This is a genomic window from Curtobacterium sp. PhB115, assembly GCF_003752025.1.
In the GTDB taxonomy this organism is placed as follows: Bacteria; Actinomycetota; Actinomycetes; order Actinomycetales; family Microbacteriaceae; genus Curtobacterium.
Genome location: NZ_RJKR01000008.1, coordinates 1 through 16770 on the forward strand (window position 1 = coordinate 1; position 16770 = coordinate 16770).

Here is a 16770-nt window from a genome sequence, read left to right on the forward strand (position 1 = left end):
GATGGCGGGAGCCATGTCGGGTCCTTTCCGGGGGTGGTACAGGTGACTGCCTGGAGGCGGGGGGGGGGGGGGGGGGGGGGGGGGGGGCCCCCCCGGGGGGGGGGGGGGGGGGGGGGGGGGGGGCCCCCCCCCCCCGCCTCCAGGCTGGGTGCGTCGACTACGCGCGGTGCGCGGGCGGGTGCCCCGAGTCGTGCACGTGCGCGTCCGGCTCCACCGGGAGCGCGTGCGACGCGGTGTGCGTCGACTCGTGCCCGGCGACCGGGTGCGAGCGCTCGAGCTTCGCGCCCTCGACGTCGACGTCCGGCACGATCCGGTCGAGCCACTTCGGGAACCACCAGGCGCTCTTGCCGAGCAGGTGCATCGCGGCCGGGATCAGCAGCATGCGGACGACGAACGCGTCCACGAGCACACCGAACGCCAGACCGAAGCCGATCGGCTTGATCGTCGAGGAGTCCGAGAAGATGAAGCCCGAGAACACCGAGATCATGATGATCGCCGCTGCCGTGACCACCGCGCGACCGGCGTGCAGCCCGCGCTGGACCGCCACCTTCGCGCTGGCGCCGTGGGCGTACGACTCCCGCATGCCGGACACCAGGAACAGCTGGTAGTCCATCGCGAGCCCGAACAGGATGCCGATCTCGATGATGGGCAGGAAGCTCAGGATCGGTGCCGGGTCGTGCACGCCGAACACGGAGCCGAGCCAGCCGAACTGGTAGATCGCGGTCAGCCCACCGAACGACGCCATCACCGACAGGATGAAGCCCGCCGTCGCCGTGATCGGGACCAGGAAGGACCGGAACACGATGATCAGGATGATGAGCGACAGACCGACGACCACCACGAGGTAGAGCGGCAGCACGTTCGAGAGCTTCTCGGACACGTCGATGTTGGCGGACGCGTTGCCGGCGACGCCGAGGGTGACCTTCCCGTCGTCCGTCGACACGGTCTGCTCGCGGAGGTCCTTCACGAGGTTCTCGGTCGAGATGCTGTCCGGGCCGCCGGCGGGCTTCACCTGGAAGGCGATGATGTCGCGGTCGGACGAGGTACCGATCGGCAGCACGGCCTTGACGTCGTCGTTCTTCGCCAGGGCTTCACCGATGGTGACCTCGGTCGCGGTGACGTCGGACTTGCTGATCGATTCCGGCAGGGTCGCCACGACGAGCAGCGGGCCGTTCTGACCGGCGCCGAACTCGTCGTCGAGGGCCTTGTACGCCTTGTACTGGCTCGAGTCGACGGACTCGGACGCACCGGTCGGCAGTCCGAGGCGCATCTGCGTCGCGGGGAGTGCGATCGTGCCGAGGACGGCGACGCCGGCGACGAGCGTGATGACCGCGCGCCACGTCGACATCGGCTTGTTCGGCACCCGCGTCGAACCGGTGTTCCCGATGTTCGCGCGCTCCTTCTTGCGGAGGATCCGCATGCCGATGAGCGACAGCAGTGCCGGCGTGAAGGACGTGGCGATGAGGATCGCGAAGAGCACCGCGACGGCGCCGACCGTGCCCATCAGCCCGAGGAACGGGATGCCGGTGATGTTCAGCGCGAGCAGGGCGACGATGACGGTCGCACCGGCGAAGACCACGGCGTTGCCGGAGGTGCCGTTCGCGAGCCCGATGGACTCGTGCACCTGCATGCCCTGCTTCAGCTGGGTCCGGTGTCGGTTCAGGATGAAGAGCGAGTAGTCGATGCCGACCGCCAGGCCGAGCATCACCCCCAGCACCGGCGTCACCGAGATGAACTCGACGAGGCTCGAGAACGACAGGGAAGCGAGCGTGGCCACCCCGACGCCGAGCACGGCGGAGACCAGGGGGATGGCGGCGCCGATGATCGTGCGGAGCATGAGGAACAGCACGAGCGCGGCGATGATCACGCCGATGATCTCGCCGGGGCCGAGGATCGACGGGACGCCCTGTGCGATGTCGTTCGAGACGTAGACGTCGACGCCGCTGATGTCCGCGGAGTCGGCGTCGTCCGCGATCGCGGTCTTGGTGTCGGCGGGGACCTCGTACGTCGACTTCGTGAACTGCACGGTGCCGATGACGGCGCTGCCGTTCTCCGACACGAAGCGGACGTCCTTCGACAGGTCGAGGAGCTTCGAGCCCTGCTCCAGCTCTTCCGCGCTGTCGTCGAGCTTCTTCGTGTTCGTGTCGATCGTCTTCTGGGCGTCCGCGATCTGCTGCTCGCCCGCGGTGATCTGCGCCTGCTGGGCGTCGATCTGCGCCTGGGCCTGCGCGAGCTGCGCCTGTGCGGCTGCTGCCGCCGCGGCGCCGGCTGCCTGGGCCTGCGCCTTCTGCGCGTCGAGCTGGTCCTGTGCGTCCGCGATCTGCTGCTTGCCGGAGGTGAGCTGCGCCTTCTGGGCGTCGAGCTGGTCCTGCCCGGTCTCGAGCTTCGCCCGCCCGTCGCTGATCTCCTTGCGCCCGTCGACGATCTTCTGCCGCTGGTCGTCGAGCTGCTGCTGGGTGGTGAACCCGCTCGTGGCGCCCTTGACGCCGTCGAGCTCCTCGAGCTTCGTCAGGAAGTCGTCGATGTCGGACTTCTGGGAGTCCGTGAACGCCTTGCCGTTCGTGGTCTCGAACACGATCGTCCCGTTGCCGCCGTTCGCGGACGGGAACTTGTCGGCGAGCTGGTCCTGGACCTGGCTCGTCTTGGTGTTCGGGATCGAGATCGCCGACGAGATGGTGCCCGCGAACAGCGTGTAGGTGACGCCCGCGATGGCCATGATCGCCATCCACGCGATGATCACGGTCCAGTGGCGTCGTGCGGAGAACCGTCCGAGACGGTAGAGGAGACCGGCCATGCGGTTGCCCCGTTCCTTTCGTTGCAGGTGCTGTGTGGTGCGGGGTGCGCCGGTGGACCCCTTGGGGAGGGAAGTGTCAGTCGGTGGGCATGTAGCCGCTGCGGACGCTGTGCACGAGGCGAGCGAGCAGCGCGTCCCAGTCCGCGAGCGACCGTTCGTCGACGGACGGACCGGACGTGGACAGCCAGTGTTGCGCGATCACGACGATGCCGCTCATGAGCGACTCGACGAGCAGCGCGGCGTCGAGGGCGTCGGCGGCCGGGTACCGTCGCGCGATCTCGTCGCGGAGTCGTTCGGTGACCCGGGAGAACGCGGTCTGCGTGAGCACCGCCGCCTTCGGGTCGTCCTTGCCGGGGTCGCCGAGGATCCGGTACATGCTCGAGATCGCCGTCGCCAGGTCCGCACCGCGCGCGGCCGACTCCAGCTCGTCGAACATCGAGGCCCGGCTGCCGTCGCCGACCGGGGTCCGGGCCATGTCGACCAGGAAGCGGTCGATGATCACGGACAGTTCCTGCTCGCATACGGCCAGCAGGACCTCGTCGAGCGAGGCGAAGTGGTTGAAGACCGTGCGCCGGGCGATGTCGGCCCGGGCGGCGAGGTCGTCGACGCTGAAACCACGACCCCCGCGCTCGTCGACGAGGTCGCGCGCGGCCTGCAGGATCGCCGCACGGTGCTTCGCCTTGAGGGCGGCGCGGCGGTCGGTCGTGAGGGTCACGAGTGAGAACACTAGGTGCATCGATGCACTCGGTGCAACGACACGGAGTGCATCCTCAGTTTCGTCCCCCGGGACGCGGTTGACTGGACGGAGCGGCCCGCCGCAGAACCGCAGAACCGCAGAACCGCCCGCCCGCACGCCGTACGAAGGAGTACCCATGGCCGTCCGACTGTCCCCCGACACCCTCGACGAGATCGCCGCGACCGGTGTCGCCGTCCCGACCTACGACCGGCAGGCGATCACCGCCGGCATCGTCCACTTCGGCGTCGGCGGCTTCCACCGTGCCCACCAGGCGATGGTGATCGACCAGCTCCTGCAGCGGGGCGAGGCCCGGGAGTACGGCATCTGCGGCGTCGGCGTCCTCGAGCAGGACCGCCGGATGGCCACCGCGATGGCCGAGCAGGGCGGCCTGTACACGCTCGTGCTCAAGCACCCGGACGGCACCCGCGAGTCCCGCGTGATCGGCAGCATCGTCGACTACCTGCTCGCGGTCGACGACCCGGACGCCGTCGTGGAGAAGATGGCGCACCCGGACACCAAGATCGTCAGCCTGACCATCACCGAGGGCGGCTACAACTTCGACCACGTCACCGGCGAGTTCGTCGCCGACGAGCCCGGCGTCGCCGCGGACCTGCGCGGCGACGGCCCGCCCCGCACCGTGTTCGGCCTCGTCGTCGAAGCCCTGCGGCGTCGGCGGGACCGCGGTGAGCAGCCCTTCACCGTGATGTCGTGCGACAACATCCAGGGCAACGGCCACGTGGCGCGCGAAATGTTCACCGCGTACGCCCGGCTGCAGGACCCGGAGTTCGCCGACTGGATGGACGAGCACGTGTCGTTCCCGAACTCGATGGTGGACCGGATCACCCCGGTCACCGCCGACGAGGACCGCGCCTGGGTCCGCGACGAACTCGGCATCGAGGACGCCTGGCCCGTCGTCGCCGAACCCTTCTTCCAGTGGGTCCTCGAGGACGACCACCCCGCCGGACGCCCGCCGTACGAGCAGGTCGACGTGCAGCTCGTCGACGACGTCGAACCCTACGAGCTCATGAAGCTCCGCCTGCTCAACGCATCGCACCAGGGCCTGTGCTACTTCGGGTACCTGTCCGGCTACCGGTACGCGCACGAGGCCACGCAGGACCCGGCGATCGCGGCCTTCCTGCGCCGCTACATGGACGAAGAAGGCACGCCGACGCTCCACCCCGTGCCCGGCATCGACCTCGAGGACTACAAGTCCACCCTGATCGAACGGTTCCAGAACCCCGAGGTCCGCGACACCCTCGCCCGGCTCTGCGCCGAGTCGAGCGACCGGATCCCGAAGTGGCTGCTGCCGGTGGTGCGGGAGAACCTCGCCGCCGACCGGCCCGTGACGCTGTCCGCCGCGATCGTCGCCTCGTGGGCGCGGTACGACGAGGGCACCGACGAGTCCGGCGAGCCCATCGAGATCGTCGACCGTCTGGCCGAGCCGCTGCACCGCATCGCCCTCACCCAGCGCGAGGACCGGCTCGCCTTCATCGCGAACCGGCAGGTGTTCGGCGACCTCGTCGACGACGAACGGTTCGTCGCCGCGTACCGCGACGCCCTCGACGGGCTCATCGCCGACGGCGCGCACGCGACCGTCGAACGCCTGTCGCGTTCCTGAACGCTGGTGCGGTCCTGAGACGCGGGCGATGACGGCCTGGAGGCGCGGGGCGGGCCCGCCACGTGCCTCCAGGGCGTCGCCCGGTAGCGTCCCGGGCGCTATGGTCGCGTCGTGAACCGGACCGACCGCCTGTACGCCCTCGTCGAGGAGCTGCGCTCCGCCGCGCCTGCGCTGCGGAGCGCACGGCTGCTCGCGGAGCGGTTCGGGGTCAGTGTCCGCACGGTGGAACGGGACCTGCTGTCCCTGCAGCAGGCCGGCGTGCCGATCTGGGCCGAACCCGGGCGCACCGGCGGGTACACCGTCGACGCCAGCGCGACCCTGCCACCCCTCGGGTTGACGATCGAGGAGGCGCTCGCCGTCGCGATCGGTCTCGGCACGCTCGCCGCCAGTCCGTTCCGCGACGCTGCACGGAGCGCCGCCCGGAAGGTCACCGCGGTCCTCGCCGAGGACGACGCACGTCGGACGGCCCGGCTCGCGAGCCGGGTGCACCTGCTCGAGTCGGGTGAACGCGTGCCGGGACCGACGGCGCTCGCCGCAGCACTCACCGGCGGACGGGTCGTGCGGATGCGGTACCGGGACGCCTCGGGCACCGAGACCGATCGTGACGTCGAGCCCCTCGGGTACATCGGCAAGGGCGAGGACTGGTACCTCGTGGCGTGGTGCCGGCTGCGGGACGGTGTCCGGGCGTTCCGTGGCGACCGCGTGCTCGAGGTGCAGGACACCGACGAGCGCGCACCGGCACGCGTGGTGCACCTCGACGAGCTCGACATCCCGCACGGGGTGCTCCGTCCGGTGCTCGGCGACTGACGGGGCCGTGCTCGGCCGGGCCGCGGGCGGGGCGGGGCGGGTTCGGGAAACTCCGACAGGACGGTGTCGCGGCGGCCGAGGATGCTCGACCTGTGCGGTCAGGGTGACCGGACAGGGAGGCACACCGTGCAGTTCGCATCCATCCGGATCATCACCGACGACCTCGCCGGGATGGTGCAGTTCTACGAACGGGTCACCGGGACCGAGGCCCGACGGCCCGCACCGGTCTTCGCCGAGATCGTCACCGGTGGCTCCGTCATCGCGCTCGCCACACCGGCCACCGTCGCGATGCTCGGTTCCGGAGCACCCGCCGCGGGCCTCGGTGGGAGCATCATCGTCGAGTTCCTCGTCGGGGACGTCGACGCCGAGTACGAGCGCCTGCGGGACCACCTCGACGACGTCGTGCTGCCGCCGACCACGATGCCGTGGGGCAACCGGTCACTGCTCTTCCGGGATCCGGACGGCAACGTGGTGAACGTCTTCAGCCGCCCGTCGTCGAGCTGACCCGCCGCCGGGCGGGCGGTGAGGGAGGCATGTTCTCCCAGCGCGCTGACGGTCCTGGTCCATGGATGCCGGGGATCGTGCACCAGAACCGTCAACCGCGCGGGAGCACGTCCTCGTCCCACGGCACCGGCGTCGTCTCGCCCGTCGCCCGGTCGTGGAAGGGGAACTCCTCTGACGACAGGAAGTCGGTCAGTGCGTCACGGTCGGCGCCGACGGGGTCGAGCCGGACGAGCTCGACGGCGGTCGTGCGGGCGTCCCCTCCGCTCACAGGTAGGGCCTCGTGAGCAGCTCGACGTAGTGGCCGGACGGATCGAGCAGGTACACGCCCCGGCCGTCGTGCTCGGTGTTCGTCTCGCCCGGACGCTGGCGCTGCGGGTCCGCCCAGTGCTCGCGGCCCTCCGCGGTGATCCGCGCGTACGCACGGTCGAAGTGCTCGTCGTCGAGCAGGAACGCGTAGTGCTGCGGTGGGAAGTCCATCGGCGGCGCCGCGAACTGCAGGAGCACGCCGTCGGGGAGCTGGATGTTGGTGAAGGGTCCCCAGGAGGGCGCCTCGGCGGCCTCGAGGAGATCGACGAAGAACGCCGCGGAGACCGCGGGCTCCTTCGCCGCGATGATCGTGTGGTTGAACGATGCGGTCATGCCGTCACGCTAGCGGGGCGACAGGGTCCTGGCCCAGCGTCCGATCACGTCGTAGGCCCGCTCGCGCACCTCGGGCGCGGACAGCACCACGTCGTGCAGGGCACCGGCGAGACGTCGCACGGTGACCTCCTCGCCGAGCGAGAGCGACCGGTGCGCCACGGTGTCCACGTTGAGCGCGACGTCGGCGTGCGCCATCCCCGGGTCCCACCGCGGTTGCAACATGCTCTTGTCGCTCAACAGCACTAGAGCGGGCACCTCGATGCCGAGACCGGCCTCGACCCGGGCCTGCCCGTCGAACACCGCAGCGAGCCAGCCGGGGTGCAGCGGGAAGCCCCGGTCCGGCCGCCACTGCTGGTCGTACGTCCACGAGCCCTCGCCCGCCGCGGAGACGGTGCGCGTGTAGAAGCCCGGGTCGACGGCCGGCATCGGCGCGAGCGGGTTGCGCCGGGCTCCGAGCCGGACGACCGGCGCGACCAGGGCACGGCCGACCGCGCTCGCCTGGAACTCGAGCCAGGGGCTGTTCAGGATCAGCCCGTCGACGAGCTCCGGGTGCCGGGCAGCCCAGAGCGACAGGGTGAGCCCGCCGGTGGAGTGGCCCATCGGGACGAGTCGCCGCCGCGCGGAGCCCGGGTGCTCGGCGGAGATCGCGTCGAGGGCGGCCGAGATGTCCTCGTCGTAGACGGCCAGGTCGTCGACGTTCCCCGGGGTCTGGTGGGGCCGGAGGCTGCGCCCGTACTTCCGCAGGTCGAGCGCGTGGAAGCGGGCGCCGAGCTGCTCGATGCGTTCGGCGAGCTCGACCTGGAAGAAGTAGTCCGACCAGCCGTGCATGTACAGGACGTCGACCCCGTGCAGCGGGCCGTGACCGTGCAGCAGCAGGTCCGTGGGGGTGTGCCGACGCCGGACGAGGGTGGCCACGACGGGTCCCTCGGAGTCGGACCCGAGCGGCAGTTCCAGTCGCTCGAACGGTGCCCCGAGCACGTCCTCGTGCCACCCCTGTTCTGCCATTGCCCGAGCGTATCCGGCCGGGTCCCTGGTGGTACCGCGGTACCACCAGGGGCCGTCGGAGATCAGCGTCGACGACGATGTGGCGGGGTGTCCGCGCTCCGTACCGTTGCCGCATGATCGAGATCCAGAACCTCACCAAGCGCTACGGCGAGAAGGTCGCCGTCGACGACGTGTCCTTCACGGTGCGTCCCGGCGTCGTCACGGGGTTCCTCGGCCCGAACGGCGCCGGCAAGTCCACCACGATGCGCGCCGTCGTCGGGCTCGACCGTCCGACCTCGGGCACCGCCCACGTCGACGGCCGCCCGTACCGCGAACTCCGGGATCCGCTCCACCGGGTCGGGGCGCTCCTCGAGGCGAAGGCCGTGCACCGCGGTCGGAGCGCCTTCGACCACCTGTCGGCGCTCGCCGCGACGCACCGGATCCCGACGTCCCGCGTGCACGAGGTGATCGGCATGACGGGGCTCGAGAACGTCGCGAAGAAGCGCGTCGGCGGGTTCTCGCTCGGCATGGGGCAGCGGCTCGGCATCGCGGCAGCGCTCCTCGGCGACCCGCAGACGCTGATCCTCGACGAGCCGGTGAACGGCCTCGACCCCGAGGGCGTCGTCTGGGTCCGCCGACTCGCCCGGAGCCTGGCGGCCGAGGGACGGGCGGTCTTCATCTCGAGCCACTTGATGAGCGAGATGGCGCTGACCGCCGACCGCATCGTCGTGATGGGCCGTGGGCGCGTGCTCGCCGACATGGACATCGCGGACCTCGTGGCCGCCGCGACGGAGCGTTCGGTGTCCGTCCGGACGCCCGAGCCGGACCGGCTCCTGGCGGCCATCGCCGGACCCGACGTGACCATCGGGTACGAAGACGACGGGTCCCTGCAGGTCCGTGGGCTCGGTGCCGAGCAGATCGGCGAGGCCGCGGGTGCGGCGGGCATCGTCCTGCACCAGCTCGCGACCACCGAGGCGAGCCTGGAACAGGCGTACCTCGAACTCACGCACGACCAGGTCGAGTACCGGTCGGAGGTGGCACGGTGAGCGCGGCGACGACCGACGTGACCGCCGGCAGCGGTGCACCCGCCGGCCACGCGCACGGTGGCCGCGCGCACGGCGGCGGCATCCGGTTCTCGGGGGTGCTGCGGTCCGAGTGGATCAAGCTCCGCTCGCTGCGGTCGACGGTGTGGACCGTCCTGCTGCTCATCGTGCTGCCGATCGGGATCGGGCTGCTGTTGGCGTCCCTGTCGGACAACGGCGGGCAGACCCTGTCCGGCGATGCCGCCCGGAACGCCCTGGTCCTCTACAGCACCAGCGGCACGATGATCTCCGTCCTCGTCGTCGCGGTGCTCGGCGCCATCGTCGTCACGGGTGAGTACGGCACCGGCATGATCCGGTCCTCGTTCGCCGCGGTCCCGCGCCGGTCGGTGGCCCTCGCCGCGAAGGCGATCGTCCTGGCGGTCGTCGTGTTCGTCGCGAGCGCGATCAGCGTCTGGGCGACGGCGTTCACGACGCTGCCCGTCGCCGCGGGCAACGGCGTCGAGGCATCCCTCGACGGCAGCGTCGCGATGCCCCTGCTCGGTGCCTCGGTCTACCTGACCCTGATCGCCCTGCTCGCCTTCGCGGTCGGCGTCGTCCTGCGCACCACGGCCGGAGCGATCGCCACGGTGCTCGGACTGCTGCTCGTCGCACCGGTCGTCGTCCAGCTCGTGCAGTCCTTCACCGACGCGAAGTGGCTCGGGACGCTGAACAACCTGCTCCCGCAGAACGCGGGGCAGCCCCTGATGCAGTTCGGGACGAAGGTGACCGCGGGATGGCACGACGGCGTCCTAGCCTTGGGTGGATGGAGCGGATTCGCGGTGCTGCTGGCCTGGGTGGTCGTCGCGTCCGTGACGGCACTCGTGCTGGTCGAGAAGCGGGACGCGTGACCACAGCGGACGTCGCCCCCGGCGACCTCGCCCCCGGTGCCGTCGTGGACGGTGCCGGGGGCATCGCCCTGCCCGACGCACCCGGTCGGCTCCGCCGGTTCTGGGCACGCCACCCCGTCCTGACCGATGTCCTGCTCATGGTCTTCTGGGGTGCGATCGAGGTCATCGCGGCCTTCGGCAGCCTGTGGCAGGCGGACGGCAGCACGGCTGCACGGATCACCGTCGTCGTCCTGGTCATCGTCGCGGTCTCGGGCATCCCGTTGCGGCGCACCCACCCTGCGGTGACCGCGGTGCTCGGGCTGGCGTCCGTCGTCGCGATGACCTGGACACAGGCGGGCTACTCGCCGGTGCTCTTCACGGTCTACGCCGCGACCGTGTGGTGGTCCCGTGCCGCCGGCTGGTGGACCGCCGCGGTCGCCACCGTGCTGGCTGCCGGTGCGACGGCGCTGCGCGTGTGGGTCGTCGCGCCGGGGTCCGGCGGGCTCGCGGACGTCCTGTACCCGCAACCGACGACCTTCCTGCTGGCGGCCGTCCTGATCGGCATCAACGTCGCGAACCGCCGTCGCTACACGCAGGCCCTGATCGACCGGGCGCACCAGCTCGCCCGGGAGCGCGACCAGCAGGCCCAGCTCGCCACCGCGGCCGAGCGGGCCCGGATCGCGCGCGAGATGCACGACATCGTCTCCCACTCGCTCACCGTGATGGTCCGTCTCGCCGAGGGAGCGGCGGCCGGGTCCGACGTCCCGTCGGCGTCGGCGTCGGCCATGCACGGCGTCGCCGAGGTCGGCCGCGGAGCGATGAACGACATGCGGCGCATGCTCGGCGTGCTCGGCGGCGACGACGGACCGGCGCTCGCCCCGCAGCCCACGATCCAGGACATCCCGCAGCTCGTCGACCGCTTCCGGGCCGTCGGCACGCCCGTCGCACTGTCGCTCGTCGGGGCGCCGCCCGACGACGACGCCCTGCAGCTCGCCGTGCACCGGATCGTGCAGGAGGGCCTGACCAACGCCGCCCGGCACGCCACCGGCGCGCGGTCGGTCGCCGTCCGCGTGGACGCCTCCGCCAGGGAGGTCACCGTGGTCGTCAGCGACGACGGGCGGCCGGGAGGCGCGGAGCGTCCGGTCCCGTCGGCTCGCGATCCGCTGGGGTCGGGTCGAGGGCTCGTGGGCATCACCGAGCGCGTCCGCGCGTTGGGCGGGAACGTCACCGCGGGGCCACGCGAGGGCACCGACGGGTGGGAGATCCGCGCCACCGTCCCGAACCGGGCGGAGACCGCATGATCCGCGTCGCGATCGTCGACGACCAGCAGCTCATCCGCACCGGGTTCCGCCTGCTGCTCGACGCGCAACCCGACGTGGAGGTCGTGGGCGAGGCGGGCGACGGTGCCGCTGCCCTGCGCCTGGTGCGCTCCGTCCGCCCCGACGTCGTGCTCATGGACATCCGGATGCCGCACGTCGACGGCGTGGCCGCCACCGCGGCGATCGTGGAAGAGCTCCCCGAGACGCGGGTGCTCGTCCTGACCACCTTCGACCTCGACGAGTACGCCTTCGGTGGCCTGCGGGCCGGGGCCAGCGGGTTCCTGCTGAAGGACGTCAGCTCTGCCCAGCTGCTCGACGCCATCCGGTCGGTCGCGGCGGGTGAGGCAGCGGTCTCACCCCGGGTGACCCGGCGGATGCTCGAGCTCTTCGGTGCGGAGCTGCCCGACGACACGGCGCCGGACCACGACCCCCTCGAACCGCTCACGCCCCGCGAACGCGACGTGCTGCTCGCCATCGCCCGAGGACTCTCCAACCCGGAGATCGCCGCGCACCTGGTGACGAGCGAGTCCACCGTGAAGACGCACGTCGGGCGGGTGCTCGCCAAGCTCGGGTTGCGGGACCGGGTGCACGCGGTGATCTTCGCGTACGAGCACGGTCTCGTCCGCCAGTCCTAGCCATGGCGGCCTGGAGGCGCGGTGCCAGCTGGCACCGCGCCTCCAGGCCCGTGATCTGGCCGCGTCGCGGACGTGACCGGCGTGTTCACTCGCGGAAGGCGTCCCGGTACGCGGTCGGCGAGGTCCCGATGATCGCTCCGAAGTGCCGGCGGAGGTTCGTGTCCGAGCCGAGCCCCGTCGCCTCGGCGATCTGCGTGACCGTGAGGTCCGTCCGCTCCAAGAGTTCCCGCGCGTGGTCGACGCGTGCCCGCAGGACCCACTGCATCGGGGTGATGCCGGTGTCCGCGGTGAAGCGCCGCGAGAACGTGCGGGGTGACACCGTGGCCCGGCGTGCGAGTGTCGTGAGCGTCAGGTCGTCCCGGAGGTGTTCGAGGGCCCAGGCGCGGGTCGCGGCGAACACGTCGCCGAGCGGCTCCGGGATGCTGCGGGGCACGTACTGCGCCTGACCGCCGCTGCGGTACGGGGCGCTGACCAGTCGACGAGCGACGTGGTTGGCGAGTGCGACACCGTGGTCACGACGGACGAGGTGCAGGCAGAGGTCGATGCCGCTGGCCGCGCCGGCGCTCGTCAGGACCTGCCCCGCGTCGACGAAGAGCACGTTCGCGTCGACGTCCACGGTCGGGTACTGCTCCTGCAGCACGTGTGTGTAGTGCCAGTGCGTGGTCGCGCGGCGGCCGTCGAGGAGTCCGGCTGCCGCGAGCGTGAACGCGCCCGTCGAGATCGCCGCGATGCGGGCACCCCGCTCGTGCGCCTGCTGGAGCGCCGCCGTCACGACGGACGGGGTGGCGGTGTCAGCCGGGTTCCGGTGCCCCGGCACGAGGACGGTGTCCGCCCACGCGAGGGCCTCGAGGCCGTGGCCCACGGCGTAGGCGAGCCCGTTCCACCCGTCGACGGTCCCGACCTGCTCGCCGCACACCCGCACTTCGTAGGGCATGCTCGGCCGGTTCGCGAACACGTGCGCTGCGATCCCGACGTCGAGGGCCTTCGCTCCGTCGAGGACCAGCACGGCCACGCGGTGGTCGCGGACGGTGCTCACGTGGCGAACCTAGCGTGCATCGACGTGCCGTCGGGAACGCATCTCGACGGCCGTGAGCACGACGACGAGGGTGACGATGGCGGCCGCGGCGCCGTACACCGCTCGGTACGGAGCCGGGGAGGCCCCGAGCCAGGCGATGAGCGCTCCGGCCAGGACGGCACCGACCCGACGTGTGTTCGTGAACAGTCCCGACGCGAGCCCCGGGTTCGGGAAGGCGTCCTGGAAGACGGTCAGTCCGACGCCCGCGACCGTTGCGAAGAACCACGCGTTCAGTGGCTGCAACGCCAGGAGCTGCCACGGCACGTGCACGAGCACCGCGAGGCCGTAGTAGGCAGCCCCTGCGACCCAGCCGGCGCCGAGTAGGAGTCGAGTCGGCAGCCGGGTGTGGAGGTGCCCGATGGTCAGCAGTGCGGGGATCTCCAGGAGCGCCGCTGTCCCGAGGACGACGCCGGCCCAGACGATCGGCGCGTCCAGGTCACGCGACACGAACAGGGTCGTGATCGTCACCGTGGCGATGTTCGTCGCCTGCAGCAGCGTGAAGGTCGTCATCAGCGTCCACCGTGCCTGACCGCGGAGTTGCGCGAGCACGCTCGGACGCCCCGCGTCGTCCTTCCGCGGGACGACGGTGCGGCGGCGGAGCAGGAGGAGTGCGGTGACGACGTTCACCAGACTGATCGCGCCGAGGAGCAGCAGCGCCGCGGGCGTGCCGGCTGCACCGGTCGCGAGGGTGGCGAGCGGCGGACCGATCACCCAGGCGAACGACACGATCGCGCGGGTCCGGATGACCCGGGCCGGCGAGGCTCCGGTGTGGCGCAGCTGGGCGAAGAGCAGGGTCGACCCCACTCCGGGCGGTGCACCGAGCACGACGAGCGCGATCGCCACGATGGGCAACGACGCGGTGAGGGCGAGCACGGCCACCAGCCCGATGCCGCCGAGCGCGCAGAACACCAGCGGACGGAGGTAGTCGCCCGTCCGGTCCGCCGCCGTCGGGATCACGAGCGAGGCGACGAACCCGCCGGTGTTGTACGCGCCGAGCACCAGTCCGACCTGCGTCGGTGTCGCTCCGTACGCCGTGACGAGGAGCACGGCGAGGAGCGGGTTCAGGACGGCGAACTGGAGCGCCCAGAACCACGCCGCCGTCGGCCACAGCAGACGCCCTCGGCGCAGGAGCGGGTGAGTCGTCGTGGCCAGGCGGTCGTTCATGACGTCAACTCAACTGCGCGTCGTTGCCGGGCACCACCAGCAGCGCGGACGACGGTCGTACGGATCGCGCCAACCCGAGCCGTGCCTACGCCATGGCGTGCAGGACCTCGATTCCCATGGAACCGCCTCTGGGGCGGTAACAGACGAGGGCGATACGGCCGCCGTCCATCGTGCCGAAATCCCGACGGCGCAACCCCTCCACGAGGCGCGCAGCCGCGGGCTCGGGCGTCGCCTGACGGTGGACACTGAGCGAGATGTGCGCGGTGTCCCGGACGAACGCCATCGGTGGTGCGGTGCCGTCGTGCAGGTCTCCGGCTGCCGCGCGCATCCGGGCGCGCAGAGGGCGCAGCGTGTCGTCGTCGAAACCCTGGACGAAGACGCCGGCGGCAGAGCCGCCGAGCCCGACGAGGCGGACTCTGACGTCCAGCAGGTCGCGAGACGCCTCGACCACGCGGACGTAGTGCTCGATCGTCGACGGGTCCGCACCGCTCGAGTACGGCTCGAGGCTCGTGACGGTCAGGTGGAGGTCGGCTTCCCCGTAGACGTGGTGTGCGCCGTCGTAGGCAGCGCCGAGTTCCTCCGCAGCATCAGCAAGTGTGCGGGCCGTCCTGTCAGGCGGGAGCAGGACCAAGCTGATGCCCCACCGTGGGTCGCCCTCCACCGGTTCTCGGTCGGGCTGCAGATCGCCGGCTTCGAAACGCGGGTGTGCAGCCGCCCAGAGCGTGTCGTACTTCTCGAGGTCCACCACGTGGCGGCTCACTTGTCCCATGCCATCGTCGGGGCCAGACCCCGTGCGGCGCGCTCGTCGTCGAGGAGTTCCTGCACGATCTGGCTCTTCGCCGCCGTGTACGCCCGGCCGCTGAACGCTGCTGCCGCCCGGGTCTTGACGTCCCGGTACCGACTTCGGGCGGCCGGGTCCCGGAGCAGCCGGTCACGGAAGAGCCGCTGGTTGCAGTCGTCCCACTGGCCGTCCGCGAAGACGTGGAGGATGTGCGTCCTCTGCCCGTCGTGCTCGCGCGTGTAGACGCCGTGGTTCTTCGGTCCAGCGGTGTGCCGTGTGTACCCAGCTGCTGCGAGGACGGGCCCGAGCTGGTGCGGATCGACGTCCGGTGCCGCGCGGGCGGCCATGTCGATGACCGGTTTTGCTTCGAGTCCGGGGATCGCGGTGCTGCCGATGTGTTCGATGTCTGTGACGAGGGGCCGGACGACGTCGAACAACCGCGACGCTTCCTGAGCGAAGTCGACTGCCCATGAACTCTGGCGTGTTTCGAGGTGCTCCATGTGGTGCGCTGACCCTCCTTGTCCGGCAGCGTAGTTGCTAGCGTCCTTCGCGTGCGCGTCGTGTGTTCCTTCGTGGGTGGTGCTGGTCACCTCGTTCCGCAGTTGCCGCTGCATCGCGCGCTCGTCGAGGCCGGCCACGTCCTCACCCTCGTCGGTCGCGCGTCCGCGGTCCGCGCAGTGCCGGCCGGTCTGTACGACGGCGTGGTCAGCGCCGAGGATCACCGGAACGAACCGAGCCGCACGATCGCCCCGCTCGTCCCGGTCGACATCGAGCACGAGTTGGCGGTCGTCGAGCAGCACTTCGCGGGCTCCGCCGCCCTGACCTCGGCAGCATCCGTCGCCCCGGAACTGCACACGGCCGACCTCCTCGTGTGCGACGAGCTCGACTTCGGCGCGATGGCCGCTGCGCAACGGGCGGGTGTTCCCGTCGTGGTCGTCGCCGTCATAGCCAGCGGAGCGCTCGTCCGGCCCGGCCGACTCGCGGCTCCGCTGGATCGGCTCCGCGACGAGTTGGGCCTCGCCGAACTGATCCGGCTGCACGGGGACCTCTTCGTCGTCCCGTTCGCGCCACCCATGCGTGACCCGCTGTTCCCGGCACCGGCCGACACGGTGTGGATGCGTCCTGCCATCGGAGCCGCGCCGCGTCCGGACGGCTCGATCGTCGCGACGCTCGGAACCGAGTTCAACACGGAGTCCGGCGACCTGTTCGACCGAATCCTCTCGGCACTCGGCTCCGTCGATGCCCCGTCCGTGCTCGCGGTGGGCAGGGACCTCGATCCGGCCCGGTTCAGCGCACGAAGGGAGCACGTGCGGGTCGAGCAGTTCGTCGATCTGGACGCCCTGGCGGCACGGGCGAGCGTGGTCGTGCACCACGGCGGCAGTGGCCTCTTCCTGAGCTCCGTGCTCGGAGGCGCTCCCCAGGTCGTCCTCCCGATGGGCGCGGACCAGCCGTTCACCGCTCGACGCGTGGAGGGGCTCGGAGTCGGCCGAGCGCTCGACGCGGAGACCGCATCGGCTGACGACATAGCGGGCGCCGTCGCTTCGGCCCGCGCGGATCGCGCACTTCGAACGCGTACCGGAGCGTTGCGGCTGATGACGACGCGGCTCCCGGAACCTGCGGACGTCGTCGATCGGATCGAGACCGCACTGGGCAGCGGGCGTCTGCGCTAACGTTCACCTGAGCAACCGTCAGCCGAGAATCCCGGAGTCATGGCAACGCAGAACTGAGCGAGCGCCCCGAGCGCTTGCCCCCTCGTCACGAGCGTCCGTCTCGTGGCCTTCTGCACGCCCGCGGACGGGCACACC

17 protein-coding genes are annotated in these 16770 nt (G+C 71.2%); 8 read left to right on the forward strand and 9 right to left on the reverse strand.

Features of this window, described 5'->3' with window-relative positions:
* Positions 1 to 157: 157 nt before the first annotated feature.
* Complete coding sequence (locus EDF19_RS11510; protein WP_123681036.1) at positions 158 to 2794, reverse strand: MMPL family transporter; 2637 nt, start codon at positions 2792 to 2794, stop codon at positions 158 to 160.
* Positions 2795 to 2870: 76 nt separating this feature from the next.
* Positions 2871 to 3509: a TetR/AcrR family transcriptional regulator gene (locus EDF19_RS11515; protein ID WP_185022798.1), complete on the reverse strand. Its 639-nt coding sequence runs from the start codon at positions 3507 to 3509 to the stop codon at positions 2871 to 2873.
* Between the two features lie 157 nt (positions 3510 to 3666).
* On the opposite strand from EDF19_RS11515, the gene EDF19_RS11520 reads away from it, so the two are divergent.
* The 3 genes from EDF19_RS11520 (at position 3667) to EDF19_RS11530 (ending at position 6459) form a co-directional block, all read left to right on the forward strand.
* Positions 3667 to 5148 carry a mannitol dehydrogenase family protein gene (locus EDF19_RS11520; protein ID WP_123681038.1) on the forward strand — a complete coding sequence of 494 codons (1482 nt, stop codon included), beginning with the start codon at positions 3667 to 3669 and terminating at the stop codon, positions 5146 to 5148.
* A 111-nt stretch (positions 5149 to 5259) separates the two neighbouring features.
* The gene (locus EDF19_RS11525; RefSeq protein WP_123681039.1) at positions 5260 to 5955 is read left to right on the forward strand and encodes a YafY family protein; all 696 of its coding nucleotides are present in this window, start codon (positions 5260 to 5262) and stop codon (positions 5953 to 5955) included.
* A gap of 126 nt (positions 5956 to 6081) precedes the next feature.
* Positions 6082 to 6459 (forward strand): VOC family protein, encoded by a 378-nt coding sequence (locus EDF19_RS11530; protein WP_123681278.1) that lies wholly within the window; start codon positions 6082 to 6084, stop codon positions 6457 to 6459.
* 91 nt (positions 6460 to 6550) lie between these two features.
* Here EDF19_RS11530 and EDF19_RS19145 read toward each other — a convergent pair whose 3' ends face one another.
* The 3 genes from EDF19_RS19145 to EDF19_RS11540 are packed head-to-tail and all read right to left on the reverse strand — an operon-like array spanning position 6551 to position 8103.
* Positions 6551 to 6727 (reverse strand): hypothetical protein, encoded by a 177-nt coding sequence (locus EDF19_RS19145; RefSeq protein ID WP_185022839.1) that lies wholly within the window; start codon positions 6725 to 6727, stop codon positions 6551 to 6553.
* A complete protein-coding gene (locus tag EDF19_RS11535; protein WP_123681040.1) occupies positions 6724 to 7098 on the reverse strand; it encodes a VOC family protein in 375 nt (124 codons plus the stop codon). Before EDF19_RS11535 ends, EDF19_RS19145 begins: the two co-directional genes overlap by 4 nt.
* A gap of 9 nt (positions 7099 to 7107) precedes the next feature.
* Positions 7108 to 8103, reverse strand: a complete 996-nt coding sequence (locus EDF19_RS11540; RefSeq protein ID WP_123681041.1) for an alpha/beta hydrolase — start codon at positions 8101 to 8103, stop codon at positions 7108 to 7110.
* A 113-nt stretch (positions 8104 to 8216) separates the two neighbouring features.
* On the opposite strand from EDF19_RS11540, the gene EDF19_RS11545 reads away from it, so the two are divergent.
* From EDF19_RS11545 to EDF19_RS11560, 4 genes are read left to right on the forward strand one after another with little or no spacing between them, the layout of a single operon-like run.
* Positions 8217 to 9128 carry an ABC transporter ATP-binding protein gene (locus EDF19_RS11545; RefSeq protein WP_123681042.1) on the forward strand — a complete coding sequence of 304 codons (912 nt, stop codon included), beginning with the start codon at positions 8217 to 8219 and terminating at the stop codon, positions 9126 to 9128.
* The gene (locus EDF19_RS11550) at positions 9125 to 10012 is read left to right on the forward strand and encodes an ABC transporter permease subunit (protein ID WP_123681043.1); all 888 of its coding nucleotides are present in this window, start codon (positions 9125 to 9127) and stop codon (positions 10010 to 10012) included. Before EDF19_RS11545 ends, EDF19_RS11550 begins: the two co-directional genes overlap by 4 nt.
* Positions 10009 to 11292, forward strand: coding sequence for a sensor histidine kinase (locus tag EDF19_RS11555; RefSeq protein WP_185022799.1), 1284 nt, complete (start codon positions 10009 to 10011; stop codon positions 11290 to 11292). Before EDF19_RS11550 ends, EDF19_RS11555 begins: the two co-directional genes overlap by 4 nt.
* A complete protein-coding gene (locus EDF19_RS11560) occupies positions 11289 to 11945 on the forward strand; it encodes a response regulator transcription factor (protein ID WP_123681045.1) in 657 nt (218 codons plus the stop codon). The genes EDF19_RS11555 and EDF19_RS11560 overlap by 4 nt, the downstream gene beginning before the upstream one ends.
* 85 nt (positions 11946 to 12030) lie before the next feature.
* Here EDF19_RS11560 and EDF19_RS11565 read toward each other — a convergent pair whose 3' ends face one another.
* The 4 genes from EDF19_RS11565 to EDF19_RS11580 form a co-directional block, all read right to left on the reverse strand.
* Positions 12031 to 12981 carry a GlxA family transcriptional regulator gene (locus tag EDF19_RS11565; protein WP_260217121.1) on the reverse strand — a complete coding sequence of 317 codons (951 nt, stop codon included), beginning with the start codon at positions 12979 to 12981 and terminating at the stop codon, positions 12031 to 12033.
* A gap of 9 nt (positions 12982 to 12990) precedes the next feature.
* Complete coding sequence (locus tag EDF19_RS11570; RefSeq protein WP_123681046.1) at positions 12991 to 14184, reverse strand: MFS transporter; 1194 nt, start codon at positions 14182 to 14184, stop codon at positions 12991 to 12993.
* An 85-nt stretch (positions 14185 to 14269) separates the two neighbouring features.
* The gene (locus tag EDF19_RS11575) at positions 14270 to 14944 is read right to left on the reverse strand and encodes a hypothetical protein (protein ID WP_123681047.1); all 675 of its coding nucleotides are present in this window, start codon (positions 14942 to 14944) and stop codon (positions 14270 to 14272) included.
* The gene (locus EDF19_RS11580) at positions 14941 to 15465 is read right to left on the reverse strand and encodes a GrpB family protein (RefSeq protein WP_185022800.1); all 525 of its coding nucleotides are present in this window, start codon (positions 15463 to 15465) and stop codon (positions 14941 to 14943) included. The genes EDF19_RS11575 and EDF19_RS11580 overlap by 4 nt, the downstream gene beginning before the upstream one ends.
* Before the next feature lie 102 nt (positions 15466 to 15567).
* Between EDF19_RS11580 and EDF19_RS11585 the strand changes: the two genes are divergently transcribed.
* Positions 15568 to 16635: a nucleotide disphospho-sugar-binding domain-containing protein gene (locus EDF19_RS11585; protein WP_148071084.1), complete on the forward strand. Its 1068-nt coding sequence runs from the start codon at positions 15568 to 15570 to the stop codon at positions 16633 to 16635.
* Positions 16636 to 16770 lie beyond the last annotated feature (135 nt).

Bases quoted from the DNA above. Each gene is read 5' to 3' on its own strand.
- EDF19_RS11510 (WP_123681036.1), bottom strand. From the start codon at position 2,794: ATGGCCGGTCTCCTCTACCGTCTCGGACGGTTCTCCGCACGACGCCAC.
- EDF19_RS11520 (WP_123681038.1), top strand. From the start codon at position 3,667: ATGGCCGTCCGACTGTCCCCCGACACCCTCGACGAGATCGCCGCGACC.
- EDF19_RS11535 (WP_123681040.1), bottom strand. From the start codon at position 7,098: ATGACCGCATCGTTCAACCACACGATCATCGCGGCGAAGGAGCCCGCG.
- EDF19_RS11540 (WP_123681041.1), bottom strand. From the start codon at position 8,103: ATGGCAGAACAGGGGTGGCACGAGGACGTGCTCGGGGCACCGTTCGAG.
- EDF19_RS11545 (WP_123681042.1), top strand. From the start codon at position 8,217: ATGATCGAGATCCAGAACCTCACCAAGCGCTACGGCGAGAAGGTCGCC.
- EDF19_RS11560 (WP_123681045.1), top strand. From the start codon at position 11,289: ATGATCCGCGTCGCGATCGTCGACGACCAGCAGCTCATCCGCACCGGG.
- EDF19_RS11570 (WP_123681046.1), bottom strand. From the start codon at position 14,184: ATGAACGACCGCCTGGCCACGACGACTCACCCGCTCCTGCGCCGAGGG.
- EDF19_RS11580 (WP_185022800.1), bottom strand. From the start codon at position 15,465: ATGGAGCACCTCGAAACACGCCAGAGTTCATGGGCAGTCGACTTCGCT.